We start from the raw sequence: 13,097 nt of genomic DNA, 5'->3' as shown, positions 1-13,097 counted from the left end.
GTCATCGGCGGCGTTGACACCCACGCCGATACCCACACCGCCGTGGTCATCGACGAGATCGGCCGGATGCTTGGCCATCGCCAGTTCCCCACCACGGTGGCTGGCTACCGGGCGCTGCTGGCGTGGATGAGTGACCACGGTCCGGTGCGGTCGGTCGGGATCGAGGGCACCGGCAGCTACGGCGTCGGCCTGGCCCGCTACCTGCGCGCCCAAGGCGTGCATCTCGTCGAGGTCGACCGGCCCAACCGCAAGATGCGCCGCCAGCGCGGCAAGTCCGACCCGATCGACGCCGAAGCCGCCGCCCGCGCCGTCCTGGCCGGCACCGCGACCACCACCCCGAAGAACCGAGACGGACAGGTGGAGGCCATCCGGGTCATCCGCGTGGCCCGCACCTCGGCGGTGAAGTCGCGCACCGCGGCGATCAACGCCCTGGTCGGCATGGTCCGCACCGCCCCGGAACCGTTGCGCACCCAACTGCTGGACCTGCGCAACTCGGAACTGATCATGACCGCTGCCGCGTTGCGGCCGGCCCTGGACATCGCCGACCCGATCGCGGCGACCAAGACCGCGATCCGGCGGCTGGCGCGTCGCATCATCGACCTGGACCGCGAGATCCGGGCCGCCGACGTCGACCTGCAGGTGCTGCTCAAGCAGGCCGCCCCGCAGCTGCTGGAGTTGCCCGGAGTCGGCCCCGAAGTCGCCGCGCAGCTGCTCATCACCGCCGGCGATAACCCGGAGCGGATCCGCGACGAGCGGGCGTTCGCCGCACTCTGCGGGGTCTCACCCATCCCCGCCAGTTCCGGCCGCACCGACCGGCACCGCCTCAACCGAGGCGGGGACAGGATGGCCAACAGGGCGCTCTACATCGTCGCGGTCAACCGGATGCGCTGCCATCCCGAGACGCTGACCTACGCCGAGCGCCGACGCGAGCAAGGACTGAGCAACAAAGACATCTCCCGATGTCTGAAGCGGTACATCGCGCGTCAGGTCTACCCACTGATCTTGGAATCACTGCGCATCCGACCCCCGTCATCCACAGCCCTCGCAGAGCTCTGACCAGCCCGGCTTGCATTACAGGAGCATCAGGGCGGTCCGTCGTCCACAGCCCGGCCGGGACGGCTGGCCCGGGGCCCGTCGTCGGTCGAGGCTCAGCCGGACAAGCCGAGTTCCCCTGGGAGGGGCGATGTTCGATACGTACGTCACGATCGTCGGTAACGTGCTGACCGCGCCGGAGTGGCGCCGGACCACCCAGAGCAACACCCTGGTGGCCAACTTCAAGGTCGCCTCGACCGCCCGCCGCCTCGATCGGGAGAGCGGCCGCTGGGTCGACGGCAACAGCCTGCGGGTGCGGGTGAACTGCTGGCGGAAGCTGGCCGAGGGGGTGGCCGCGTCGGTGGCGGTCGGCGACCCGGTGGTCGTCGCCGGCCGCCTCTACACCCGCGACTGGACCGACGACGCCGGCAACCACCGCACCCTCTACGAGTTGGAGGCGGTCGCCGTCGGGCACGACCTGTCCCGGGGCCGTGCCCGATTCCTGCGCAACCGGCCGAGCATGACGACCAGCACCGTGGAGGACGCCGAGGCGGAGCGCCGGGTGCACGGCGAGGCCACCGAGCCGGTGCCGGACGCGTAGGCCCCGGCGTCGCTCGACGACCGGCCGTTCGACGACGAGTTCCCGCCGCCGGAGTTCGACGTTTCGCGGGTCGGGCTGTCCGGCCGGGTGGAGGCGACGGCGGGTGACTTCGACGAGCTGGCCGACCCCTTCGACGACCGGCCCGACGGCCCGGCCGCCGAGGAGGACGACGACGAGTTGGCCGCCGAGCCGGCCGCCGGTGAGCCGGACCCGTCCGACGGCGTCGAGGGGGTGACCGGGACCGGACGCGCCCGGCGGGGCCGGCGACAGACGCCGGTGCCCGCCTGAGCCGTCCGGATCGTGCAACGGGGGAGCGGGGTGGCGACGCCGGCGTGGCCACCCCGCCGTACGACTAGGCTGGCCGGCCGGAGGTGGTGACGGGTGCGGCAGGCGACCGCCATGGCGAACGCGGCGGGACTGGTGGCGGGCTACGCGCTGGACTCGCTGCTCGGCGATCCCCGACGGTGGCATCCGGTGGCCGGCTTCGGCCGGGCGGCCGGCGCTCTGGAGCGGCGGGTCTACCGACCCGAACGGTCGGCCGGGGCGGCGTTCACCGCGCTCGCGGTCGGCGCGCCGGTGCTGCTCGGGGTGGCCGCCGGCCTCGCCACCCGGCGTCACCCGGTGGCCCGGGCCGCGCTGGTGGCCGCCGGCACCTGGACGGTGCTGGGCGGGCGCACCCTGCGGCACGAGTCGCGGCTGATGGCCCGGGCGTTGCAGGCGGGCGACCTGCCCGCCGCCCGGGGACGGCTCAACCACCTCTGCGGGCGGGACCCGTCCGCCCTCGACGAGCCGGAACTGGCCCGGGCCACCGTCGAGTCGGTCGCCGAGAACACCTCCGACGCGGTGGTCGCCCCGCTGGTCTGGGGTGCGGTCGCCGGGCTGCCCGGCCTGCTCGGCTACCGGGCGGCGAACACGCTCGACGCCATGGTGGGTCACCGCTCACCCCGCTACGCCCGCTTCGGCACCCCGGCCGCCCGCCTGGACGACCTGCTCAACCTGATCCCCGCCCGGCTGACCGGGCTGCTCACCGTGGCCGTGGCGCCCGCCGCGCACGGGGACCGCCCGACCGCCTGGCGGGTCTGGCGACGGGACCGCAACGACCACCCGAGCCCGAACGCGGGCCAGTGCGAGGCCGCGATGGCCGGCGCGCTCGGCGTCCGGCTGGGCGGGCGCAACGTCTACTTCGGACGCGAGGAGACCCGGCCCTTCCTGGGGGACGGGCCCCGGCCCGAGGCGCGGCACCTGAAGCGGGCCGCCCGGATCTCGGGCGCGGTCGGGCTGGCCGCGCTCGGCCTCGCGGCGGCGTACCCGGTGACGGTCGGTCGCCTGGTCGGCGCGACCGGCCGCGCCGCGCTGCGCGCCCTGGGCGGCCCACGTCCGGGGAGCGGGCGGTGAGCGGCGGGCTGCTGGTCGCCGGGACCACCTCCGACGCCGGCAAGAGCGTGCTCACCGCCGGCATCTGCCGCTGGCTGCGCCGCCGGGGCGTCCGTGTCGCCCCGTACAAGGCGCAGAACATGTCCAACAACTCGGCCGTGGTGGTCGGGCCGGACGGGCGCGGCGGCGAGATCGGCCGCGCCCAGGCCATGCAGGCCGCCGCCTGCGGGCTCGCCCCGGACCTGCGCTTCAACCCGGTCCTGCTCAAGCCGGGCAGCGACCACGCCAGCCAGGTGGTGCTGCTCGGCGAGGCGGTCGACACGGTCACCGCCGGCAACTACCGCGAGCTGCGTCCCCGGCTCGCCGAGACGGCGTACGCGGCGCTGGCCGAGCTGCGGGCCGAGTACGACGTGGTGATCTGCGAGGGCGCGGGCAGCCCGGCCGAGATCAACCTGCGGGCCGGCGACTACGTGAACATGGGGCTGGCCCGGCACGCCGGCCTGCCCGCCATCGTGGTCGGCGACATCGACCGGGGCGGGGTGTTCGCCTCGATGTTCGGCACGGTCGCGCTGCTCGACCCGGCCGACCAGGCTCTGGTCGCCGGTTTCGTGATCAACAAGTTCCGGGGCGACCTGGCGCTGCTCCGGCCGGGGCTGGACATGCTGCACCGGGTCACCGGCCGCCCCACCCTCGGCGTGCTGCCCTGGGCGCTCGACCTCTGGCTGGACGCGGAGGACTCGCTCGCGTACGGGCGGGTGCTCGGCCGGCCTGCGGCGCCCCGGGGCACCGACTGGCTCGACGTGGCGGTGGTCCGGCTGCCCCGGATCAGCAACGCCACCGACGTCGAGGCGCTGGCCACCGAGCCCGGCGTCCGGGTGCGACTGACCATCGAGCCGGCCGAGCTGGCCGCCGCCGACCTGGTGGTGCTCCCCGGCTCCAAGTCGACCGTCGCCGACCTGGCCTGGCTGCGGGAGACCGGCCTGGCCGACGCGGTCCTGGCGCACGCCGCCGCCGGCAAGCCGCTGCTCGGCATCTGCGGCGGATTCCAGATGCTCTCCCGGGCCATCCACGACCCCGTGGAGAGCCGCCAGGGCAGCGTGCCCGGCCTGGGGCTGCTCCCCGTCGAGATCACCTTCGACCCCCGCAAGACGGTCCGGCGCGCCGCCGGCACGGCCGCCGGGGACGTGCCGGTCCACGGCTACGAGATCCACCACGGCCAGGTCTCGGCCGCCGACCCGGGTCTGCCGCCGCTGCTCCGCTACGCCGACGGCACCGGCGAAGGGGCCCGGTTGGGCGCGGTGCACGCCACCCACTGGCACGGGGCCTTCGAGTCCGACGCCTTCCGCCGCCGCTTCCTCACCGAGGTCGCCGCACTGGCCGGGCGGACCGGGTTCAAGGTCGCCCCGGACACCGCGTTCGCCGCCGCCCGGGAACGCACCCTGGACCTGCTCGGCGACCTGGTCGAGGAGCACCTCGACACCGACGCGCTGTGGCGGCTGATCGAGTCCGGCCCAACCGCGGGCCTGCCGTTCATCCCGCCCGGCGCGCCGACCGCGCCGAGCGTCTGAGCGGCTGATCGAGTCCGGCCCGACCGCGGGCCTGCCGTTCATCCCACCCGGCGTGCCGACCGCACCTAAAGTATGAGCCGCGCGGGCGCGCCGGCCGCCTGAGCCGGCCTCGGGCGCCCGACGAGCGCGCCAAGGCGATCGCCGCCGGGTTGCACCTGAGCCGGCCGGGTGAGCCGTCAATAGCGGATGTCGGCGGGGCGGTCGGACATCGGCAGCCCCGCCTCCCGCCAGCCCTGCACGCCGCCGATCATGTCGGTGGCCCGGCGCAGGCCGAGCGCCTGAAGGCTGGCCGCGGCGAGGCTGGAGCTGTAGCCCTCGCGGCACACCAGGACGATCTCGCGGTCGTAGCTGGTCGACTCGGGGATGCGCCAGGCGCTGGCCGGGTCCAGCCGCCACTCCAGGACGGTCCGGTCGATGACGATCGCGCCGGGCAGTTCGCCCTGCTCGCGGCGCTGCGCCTCGGTGCGCGTGTCGACCAGCAGGGCCCCGGTGCGGACGGCCTCGACGGTGTCGTGCGGGGTCAGCCGGCGGAGGCCGGCCCGGGCCTGTTCGAGCAGGGCTTCGACGCCCGGGCTCATCACGTCATGGAGCACCCCCCGATGATGCCCACGGCGAAGCCGGCCCGCCCGGCGAACGGCCTGCTGGCCCGCAGGATCCAGCGGACGGGGGACCGCTAGCGTCGGTCGGGTGACGGTGGCGGTGTTCGAGGCGTACGCCGGGTTGGCCCGGCGGGTGCTGGCCGGACCGGCGCGGTTGGGGCGTACCCGGCTGGTGGCGGTCGACGGGCCGAGCGGCGCGGGCAAGAGCGTCTTCGCGACGCGCCTCGCGGAGGCCGTCGCGGCGCTGCCCGGTGGCGCCCGGCCGCCGGTGGTCCGCACCGACGACCTGCTCGACGGCTGGGACGACCAGCTCACCTTCTGGTCCCGGCTGGAGGAGTGGGTGCTCGGGCCGGTGCGCGCGGGCCGGCCGGGGGCCTACCGCCGCTACAGCTGGGTGCGCCGGAGCTTCCTGGATCGGTTGGTGCCGGTGCCGGCCGGGCCGGTGCTGATCGTGGAGGGGGTGAGCGCCGCGCGGGCGGCGGTCCGGCCGGAGCTGACCCTGTCGGTCCTCGTCACCGCGCCGGCCGGGTTGCGGCTGTCCCGGGCGCTCGCGCGGGACGGCGCGGAGATCCTGCCCGAGCTGCGCCGCTGGCACGCCGGGGAGCGGGCGCACTTCGCCGCCGACGGCACCGAGGCCGCGGCGGACCTGGTGGTCGACGGCGCCCCCGACCTGCCGCACGACGCCGACCGCTACTACGTCCGCCGGCCCTGACGCGGCGGGCTCGGACGGCGGGGCCAGGTAAGGGCGGCATACGATTCCGGTCATGACCACACCGATCATGTCCGAGTCCGAGGTGCGGGCCGCCGTCGAGCGGGAACTGCCCGGCGTCCGCGCCGACCTCGAGCGACTCGTCCGCATCCCGGGCATCGCCTTCGCGGGCTTCGACCACTCGCACGTGGAGCGTTCCGCGGAGGCGGTGGCGGAGCTGCTGCGCGGCTGCGGCCTCGACACGAAGATCGTGCGCTCCGGCGGCCAGCCGGCGGTGATCGGGACGAAGCCGGCCCCGCCCGGCGCGCCCACCGTCCTCCTGTACGCCCACCACGACGTCCAGCCCGTCGGCGACCTCTCGCTCTGGGAGTCCGACCCGTTCGAGCCGGTGGAGCGGGACGGCCGCCTCTACGGCCGCGGCGCGGCCGACGACAAGGCCGGCATCATGGCGCACGTCGCCGCGCTGCGCGCGTTCGGCGACCAGCTTCCGGTCGGCGTGGTCCTCTTCATCGAGGGCGAGGAGGAGTACGGCTCGGACTCGCTGGAGCGGCTGCTCGCCGAGCACCGCGACGAGCTGGCCTCGGACGTCATCGTGATCGCCGACTCCGGCAACTGGGACATCGGGGTGCCCGCGCTGACCACCTCGCTGCGCGGCATCGTCAACTGCTTCGTCGAGGTGCGCACCCTCGACCACGCCGTCCACAGCGGCATGTTCGGCGGTGCCGTGCCGGACGCGCTCACCGCCCTGGTGAAGCTGCTCGGCACGCTGCACGACGACGCCGGGAACGTGGCCGTCGAGGGCCTGGTGGGCCGGGAGGGCGCCACCGTCGACTACCCGGAGGACCGGTTCCGCGCGGAGGCCGGCCTGATCGAGGGCGCGCAACTCTTCGGCAGCGGCCGGATCACCGACCGGCTCTGGACCAAGCCCGCCCTGGCCATCCTCGGTGTCGACGCCCCGGCCACCGGGGAGGCGCCGAACGCGCTGGTCCCGGCCGCCAAGGCGAAGCTGAGCGTCCGGCTGGCGCCGGGGGACGACCCGAAGCAGGCGTACGCGGCGCTGACCGCGCACCTGGAGAAGCACGCGCCGTGGGGCGCGCGGGTGACGGTGACCTTCGAGCACGACGGGGCGCCCTGCGTCATCGACGCCACCGGGCCGATGTTCGAGGCGGCGCGGGCGGCGTTCCGGGGGGCCTGGGACGGCACCGACCCGGTCGACATCGGCGTGGGCGGCTCGATCCCGTTCATCGCCACCTTCCAGGAGATGTTCCCCGCGGCGGCGATCCTGGTGACCGGCGTGGAGGACCCGCACGCCCGGGCGCACGGGCCCAACGAGAGCCTGCACCTGGGCGAGTTCGCGCGGGTCTGCGTGGCCGAGGCGCTGCTGCTGGCGAAGGTCGCCGAGGCGGGCGCGAACCGCCCTTGAGGTGTCGAAACCGTAACTTCGGGGCCGATGTCGGAGTTTGCGGTGTGTCGGGCGGCGGGGTGTTATAGCCTCTCGAACATGCGTACGAACGACGAGATGTCGCGGCTCCAGGCCGCCGTCAGTGCTCTGGGGGACGTCGACGTCTCCGCGTGGCCCGAGGACGCGCTCAAGGAACAGCTCGGCGAGCTTTCCGCCGTGCTGGTCACGCTCGACACGCTGCTCACCCGGGTCGCCGACGAGGTGCGTGCCCGCGGCCTGCGGATCGAGGAGCCGGTCTCGGCCTGAGCCGGCCCGCCGCTTACGGGATCTTGGAGAGTTGACGTTCCTGGGGGACGCCAACTCTCCAAGATCGCTCCGGAAACGCTCCGGTGTCGGGGGTGGCTGGCAGGATGAGGGCGTGCGGTTCCTTGAGCTGGCGGCCACGTCGGCGGCGGTGGGCGCCACCAGCGGCCGGCGGGCCAAGGTGGAGCTGCTGGCCGCCGCGCTGCGCTCGCTCGACCCCGACGAGATTCCGGCGGGCGCCGGCTACCTCGCCGGCGAGCTGCGGCAACGGCAGACCGGGGTGGGCTGGGCGAGCCTGCGTGACCTGCCGCCGCCGGCCGCCGAGCCGAGCCTGACCGTGGGCGGCGTCGACGCCGCGATCGAGGAGATCGCGGCGGTCGGCGGCGCCGGTTCGCAGGCCCGGCGGCGGGAGCTGGTCGGCCGGCTCTTCGCCACGGCCACCGCCGACGAGCAGCGGCTGCTGGTCGGCCTGTTCCGCGGCGAGCTGCGGCAGGGCGCCCAGGCCGGCCTGCTCACCGAGGCGGTGGCCCGGGCCGCCGACGTGCCCGTCGCGGCCGTCCGGCGGGCCCTGCTGCTCGCCGGCGACCTGCGGGCGGTGGCGGTCGCGGCGCTCACCGGCGGGGCCGCCGCGCTGGCCGGGTTCGGGCTCCAGGTGGGCCGCCCGCTCGCCCCGATGCTGGCGCAGAGCGCGCCCTCGGTCGACGAGGCGCTCACCGCCACCGGCACCCCGGCGGTGGTGGACGTCAAGCTCGACGGCATCCGCATCCAGGTGCACCGGTCCGGCCAGGACATCGCGGTCTTCACCCGCAGCCTCGACGAGATCACCGGCCGGCTGCCCGAGGTGGTGGCCGCCGTCCGCGCGCTGCCCGCCCGCGAGCTGGTGCTCGACGGCGAGGCGATCGGGCTGGACGCCGAGGGGCGTCCGCTGCCCTTCCAGGAGACCTCCAGCCGGGCCGCCCGGCGCACCACCCCCAGCACCACCGGGCGTACGCCGGTGGCGCCCGCCGTGCTCGCCGCGGCCGAGCGCACCGGCGAGACGGTGCTGACGCCGTACTTCTTCGACCTGCTGCACCTCGACGGCACGGATCTGATCGACCTGCCCGGCCGGGAGCGGTGGGCCGCGCTGGCCGGTGCGGTCGACCCGACGCTGCTGGTCGGCCGGGTGGAGGTGGACGGCCCCGAGCAGGCCGGCGCGGCCTTCGCGGCGGCGGTCGACGCCGGCCAGGAGGGGGTGGTGGTCAAGGATCCGGCCGCGCCCTACGACGCCGGCCGGCGCGGCGCGGCCTGGGTCAAGGTCAAGCCCCGGCACACCCTCGACCTCGTGGTGCTGGCGGTCGAGTGGGGCAGCGGCCGGCGGCAGGGCTGGCTCTCCAACCTGCACCTGGGCGCCCGCGATCCGCGCACCGGTGAGTTCGTCATGCTCGGCAAGACGTTCAAGGGGCTCACCGACGAGCTGCTGCGCTGGCAGACCGAGCGCTTCCTCGCGCTGGCCGTGGAGAAGGGCGACTGGGTGGTCCGGGTCCGGCCCGAACAGGTGGTCGAGATCGCCTTCGACGGGGTGCAGGCCAGCAGCCGCTACCCGGGCGGGATGGCGCTGCGCTTCGCCCGGGTGGTGCGCTACCGGGACGACAAGACCGCCGCCGAGGCGGACACCATCGACGCGGTCCGGGCCATCCACGCCGGTCGGGTCACCGGCTGATTGGCCAGCCGGAGGCGGCGCGGCACCGCCTCCGGCGCGCGACTCAGCCGATCGAGAGCGATCGGGCGTAGTTGACCTGGTTGTTGATCTGCTGCACCTGGAACTGGTCGGCCACCGGGATCCGGGCCACGTACTGGTGGCCGCCGTTGGTCACGGTCACCTGCACGGTGCCGTGGTGCCGGGTCTCCTTGATCAGCAGGAAGAGGAGGCTGAATACGGTCAGGCAGAAGAAGCCGAGGACCGCGGCGACGATCGCCCAGGTGGCCACCTTCTCCTCCTTCTGCCAGTGGTCCATCACGTGCCAGGAGGAGCCGGCGAGCGGCAGGACACCGGCCGGGGTACGGATCACCGGCGGGGTCACCATGATCTCGCCGATCTGGACGGCCACCACGGACTGCGCCGGCAGCAGCGGCCCCGGGGGCGCGGAGAACTGCGCCGGGGGCGCGGAGAACTGCGCCGGGGGCGCGGAGAATTGCGCGGTCGCGGGCAGAGCGGGAAACTGCGCGGGCGGCGCGGAGAACTGGGCCGGCGGCGCGGAGAACTGCGCGGGCGGAGCCGGAAACTGGGCGGTGGCCGGCGGGGCGGGCATCGGCGGGGTCACCGCCGGCGCCGGGATCGCGGGCGGCGCGGAGAACTGCGCGGTGGGCGCGGCCGTGGCCGGGGGACCCGCCGGTGGCGCGGCCAGCACCGGGAACCGCTCGGTGGGCGGCGCGACGGCCGGCGGCATGGCGGCCCACGGGTCGTACTCCGCCGGGGTCGGCGGCTCGGCGGGCAGTGGCGTCGTGGGATCAGGGGTCACCGCGACCCCCCGCGGTTGACGATCATGCGCGGACCCTACCGCGTCCCCACGGCCCGGTGTGCCCGCCGAATGTCCGGTTCGGGCGCCCCGGCGGGGTCAGGCGGAGGCCGGCTCGGCGGCCCGGTCCACCGGCTTGCCCGGCCCGTCCAGCCCGGCCAGCCGCCGCGCCTCCCGGCGGGCGACCCAGCCGTAGCCGACCAGGCTCATCGCGGCGAAGAGCCACCACTGCACGACGTAGCCGAAGTTCTGCCAGTTGTTGGTGTGCCCGATGGGCACCGCCTGGAAGGCCGGGTCGGCGGCCGGCGTCTGCTGGTCGAGCAGCACGTAGCCGCCGGACACCGGGTAGGGCAGCTGCTTCGCCAGGCGCGGGATGCTGATCCGCCGCGTCTCCAGCTTGCCGTCGCGCCGGTCGACCGCGCCGCCGCCGCTCTCGCTGGACACCAGGCGGCCGGAGACCGTGACCTCGCCGGTCGGCGCGGCCGGCACCGGCGGCTGGGCGGTGGCGTTGCCGCCGGGGACGGGCGGGATCCAGCCCCGGTCGACCAGCACCGCGCTGCCGTCGGCGAGGACCAGCGGGGTGAGCACCTCGAAGCCGACCGTGTTGTCGGCGGTCCGGCCGCGGACCAGGACGATGTTCGCGCTGTCGTACCGGCCGGTGGCGGTGACCCTGGTCCAGGTGAGCCGGTCGGCCGGGGCGGGCCCGGTGGTGCCGGGACCACCGGTCGGGGCGGGCAGGGCGTCGCGCAGCGGCGCGGGCGTCATGGTGGCGTCGGCGTCGATCCGCTCGTTGATCGCCGTCCGGCCCCGGTAGCGGTCGAGCTGCCAGTTGCCGAGGAACACCATCACCGCGGCGGCGACCAGGGTCAGCGCGAGATAGCCGAGCCAGCGCGGGGTCAGCAGGAACCGGTACACGTTGGCCAAGGCTACCCGTATGAGCGGTGCCACTGGCCCGCGCCGGGCCCGAACGCGCGGTCGCCGGCCGCCACACGTCGGTACGGGCGGGTATGGTCACGCGGGCGGAAACCACCCCCCGGACCAGGAGTCGATGATGACCGTCGTGCCGCGCGTCGTGCTGAGCGCGCCCTCCTCGGGGCACGGCACCGGTGCCCTCTCGCTCGGCCTGCTGGCGGCCCTCGCCGACCAGGGGCTGGACGTGGCCGGTTTCAAGATCGGGCCGGACCAGGTGGACGCGGCGTACCTGGGGCTAGCCGCCGGGCGGCCCGGGCGCAACCTGGACCCGCGGCTGGTCGGCCCGGAGCGGGTCGCCCCGCTCTTCGCGCACGGCGCGGCCGGGGCCGGGTTCGCGCTGGTCCAAGGCACCATGGGGCTCTACGACTCGATCGCGGGCCGGCCCGAGACCGAGTCCACCGCGGCCGTCGCGACCGCGCTGCGCAGCCCGGTGGTGCTGGTGGTGGACGTGGCCGCGATGGGCCAGTCGGTGGCCGCCCTGGTGCACGGCTTCCGGGCGTACGACGAGCAGCTCTGGCTGGGCGGCGTGATCCTCAACCGGGTGGCCTCGCCCCGCCACGAGGCGATGCTGCGCGAGGCGCTCGACGACGTGGGGGTGCCGGTCTACGGCGCGCTGCGCCGGCACGAGCTGCCGCCGGTGCTGCCCGCCCGCCGGCACGGGATGGTGCCGGTGGTCCAACGCGACGCCGAGGCGCAGCGGGCGGTCCGCCGGCTCGGCGAGGCGGTCGCCGCCACGGTCGACCTCGATCGGCTGCTGGGGCTGGCCCGGTCCGCCCCGGAGCTGACCGGCACGCCGTGGTCGCCGGAGCCGGCGGCGGGCGCGCCCGCCGGGGAGTCGCCGGTGGTCGCGCTGGCCGGCGGCCCGGGCGGCAGCTACAGCCACCCGGAGACCGCCGAGCTGCTGCGCGCCGCCGGCGCCGAGGTGGTCACCGTCGACCCGCTGCGCGACGAGGCGCTTCCCGCCGGGACCCGCGCGCTGGTCGTCGGCGGCGGGCTCCCGGAGGCGTACGCGGAGCAGCTCTCCACCAACCGCCGGCTCTGCATCGCGGTGGCCGAGCTGGCCCGCACCGGCCGCCCGGTGATCGCCGAGGGGGCCGGCCTGCTCTGGCTGGCCCGCGAGCTGGACGGCCTGCCGATGTGCGGGGTGCTCGACGCGGTCGGGGCCAGCCGGGACGGCCTCGTGGTCGGCTACCGGGAGGCGACCGCGGCCGGCGACAGCGTGGTGGCCCGGGCCGGCGGCACGGTGGTGGGGCACAAGCAGCACGCCGCGGTGCTCACCCCGCGGGCCGGCGAGCGGGCGGCCTGGCACTGGGAGGGCGGCGCCCCGGAGGGCTTCGTCTGGCGGGGCGTGCACGCCTCGCAGCTCGTGCCGCACTGGGCCGCGTACCCGGAGATCGCGGCCCGGCTGGTCGCGGCGGCCCTGGCTCCCGCGGAGGCCCCGGCGTGATCGGGCAGGTGGCGGTGCGCCGCTTCCCGGCGCTGACCGTCTCCACCCCGCGCACCGAGGTACGCCGGCTGGTCGCGGCGGACGCCGAGGCGGTCGACGAGGTGTTCGCGGATCGGCAGACCCAGCGCTGGCTGCCGCTGGTCGACGCGGCGGGGCAGATCGACGGGCGGGCCTGGTGCACCGAGCTGGCTCGGCAGCGCCGCGACAGCGGCGACGGCGACCACTGGGCCGTGGTCCGCCGCGAGGACCGGCGGGTGGTCGGCTGCCTCTGGACCCGCCGCACCGACTGGGGCGCCCGGCTGACCGAGGTGTCCTACGCGATCGCCCCGCACGCCCGCGGCTTCGGCCTGGCCGCCGAGGCGGTCGACGCGGTCGCCATCGCGCTGATCCTGGAGCACGGCTTCCAGCGCGTCGAGCTGCGCGTCGCCCCCGGCAACGTCGCCTCCCGCCGGGTGGCGGAGAAGGCCGGCTTCGGCTACGAGGGCCTCCTCCGCAACGCCGGCTTCGTCCGCGGTGCCCGAGTGGACCTGGAACTCTGGTCCTTCGTCTCCGCCGACCTCCGCTGACCCCCAACGAAAGTTGATCAAGAGGTTTG

Annotated in this window: 12 protein-coding genes and 2 pseudogenes; 11 read left to right on the top strand and 3 right to left on the bottom strand. The window is 75.7% G+C overall.

Features of this window, described 5'->3' with window-relative positions; translation table 11 throughout:
- Positions 1 to 3 precede the first annotated feature (3 nt).
- From AB0F68_RS29125 to AB0F68_RS29105, 5 genes and pseudogenes are all read left to right on the top strand, one after another.
- Positions 4 to 1,056, top strand: coding sequence for an IS110 family transposase (locus AB0F68_RS29125; RefSeq protein ID WP_357343981.1), 1,053 nt, complete (start codon positions 4 to 6; stop codon positions 1,054 to 1,056).
- A 127-nt stretch (positions 1,057 to 1,183) separates the two neighbouring features.
- Positions 1,184 to 1,624, top strand: a pseudogene (gene ssb, locus AB0F68_RS29120) (single-stranded DNA-binding protein); the annotation flags it as partial.
- A 96-nt stretch (positions 1,625 to 1,720) separates the two neighbouring features.
- Positions 1,721 to 1,921: a hypothetical protein gene (locus AB0F68_RS29115; RefSeq protein WP_357343965.1), complete on the top strand. Its 201-nt coding sequence runs from the start codon at positions 1,721 to 1,723 to the stop codon at positions 1,919 to 1,921.
- A 93-nt stretch (positions 1,922 to 2,014) separates the two neighbouring features.
- Positions 2,015 to 3,028: a cobalamin biosynthesis protein gene (locus AB0F68_RS29110; RefSeq protein ID WP_357343963.1), complete on the top strand. Its 1,014-nt coding sequence runs from the start codon at positions 2,015 to 2,017 to the stop codon at positions 3,026 to 3,028.
- Positions 3,025 to 4,575: a cobyric acid synthase gene (locus AB0F68_RS29105; protein ID WP_357343962.1), complete on the top strand. Its 1,551-nt coding sequence runs from the start codon at positions 3,025 to 3,027 to the stop codon at positions 4,573 to 4,575. Before AB0F68_RS29110 ends, AB0F68_RS29105 begins: the two co-directional genes overlap by 4 nt.
- Positions 4,576 to 4,751: 176 nt before the next feature.
- On the opposite strand, the gene AB0F68_RS29100 is transcribed toward AB0F68_RS29105, so the two are convergent.
- Positions 4,752 to 5,153 (bottom strand): rhodanese-like domain-containing protein, encoded by a 402-nt coding sequence (locus AB0F68_RS29100; RefSeq protein WP_357343979.1) that lies wholly within the window; start codon positions 5,151 to 5,153, stop codon positions 4,752 to 4,754.
- Positions 5,154 to 5,262: 109 nt separating this feature from the next.
- Here AB0F68_RS29100 and AB0F68_RS29095 point away from each other — a divergent pair.
- The 4 genes and pseudogenes from AB0F68_RS29095 to AB0F68_RS29080 all read left to right on the top strand — a co-directional run.
- Positions 5,263 to 5,964, top strand: a pseudogene (locus tag AB0F68_RS29095) (hypothetical protein); the annotation flags it as partial.
- Positions 5,954 to 7,306, top strand: a complete 1,353-nt coding sequence (locus AB0F68_RS29090; protein WP_357343977.1) for a dipeptidase — start codon at positions 5,954 to 5,956, stop codon at positions 7,304 to 7,306. The pseudogene AB0F68_RS29095 and the gene AB0F68_RS29090, both read left to right, overlap by 11 nt.
- A gap of 78 nt (positions 7,307 to 7,384) precedes the next feature.
- Positions 7,385 to 7,591: a hypothetical protein gene (locus tag AB0F68_RS29085; RefSeq protein ID WP_091269681.1), complete on the top strand. Its 207-nt coding sequence runs from the start codon at positions 7,385 to 7,387 to the stop codon at positions 7,589 to 7,591.
- A gap of 112 nt (positions 7,592 to 7,703) precedes the next feature.
- On the top strand, positions 7,704 to 9,287 hold the full coding sequence (locus AB0F68_RS29080; protein ID WP_357343960.1) for an ATP-dependent DNA ligase: 1,584 nt from the start codon (positions 7,704 to 7,706) through the stop codon (positions 9,285 to 9,287).
- A gap of 43 nt (positions 9,288 to 9,330) precedes the next feature.
- On the opposite strand, the gene AB0F68_RS29075 is transcribed toward AB0F68_RS29080, so the two are convergent.
- Both AB0F68_RS29075 and AB0F68_RS29070 read right to left on the bottom strand, forming a co-directional pair.
- Complete coding sequence (locus AB0F68_RS29075) at positions 9,331 to 10,086, bottom strand: hypothetical protein (RefSeq protein WP_357343958.1); 756 nt, start codon at positions 10,084 to 10,086, stop codon at positions 9,331 to 9,333.
- A 96-nt stretch (positions 10,087 to 10,182) separates the two neighbouring features.
- A complete protein-coding gene (locus AB0F68_RS29070; RefSeq protein ID WP_357343956.1) occupies positions 10,183 to 10,998 on the bottom strand; it encodes an SURF1 family protein in 816 nt (271 codons plus the stop codon).
- A 136-nt stretch (positions 10,999 to 11,134) separates the two neighbouring features.
- Here AB0F68_RS29070 and AB0F68_RS29065 point away from each other — a divergent pair, with 136 nt between their 5' ends.
- Positions 11,135 to 12,502 (top strand): cobyrinate a,c-diamide synthase, encoded by a 1,368-nt coding sequence (locus AB0F68_RS29065; RefSeq protein ID WP_357343954.1) that lies wholly within the window; start codon positions 11,135 to 11,137, stop codon positions 12,500 to 12,502.
- The gene (locus AB0F68_RS29060) at positions 12,499 to 13,068 is read left to right on the top strand and encodes a GNAT family protein (RefSeq protein WP_357343952.1); all 570 of its coding nucleotides are present in this window, start codon (positions 12,499 to 12,501) and stop codon (positions 13,066 to 13,068) included. The genes AB0F68_RS29065 and AB0F68_RS29060 overlap by 4 nt, the downstream gene beginning before the upstream one ends.
- Positions 13,069 to 13,097: the final 29 nt, after the last annotated feature.

Origin of the sequence: Micromonospora sp. NPDC023966, assembly GCF_040639095.1 — a bacterium.
Taxonomy (GTDB): Bacteria; Actinomycetota; Actinomycetes; order Mycobacteriales; family Micromonosporaceae; genus Micromonospora.
Note: the sequence above shows the minus strand (reverse complement) of the source record. Positions and strands in the feature narration are given on the sequence as shown.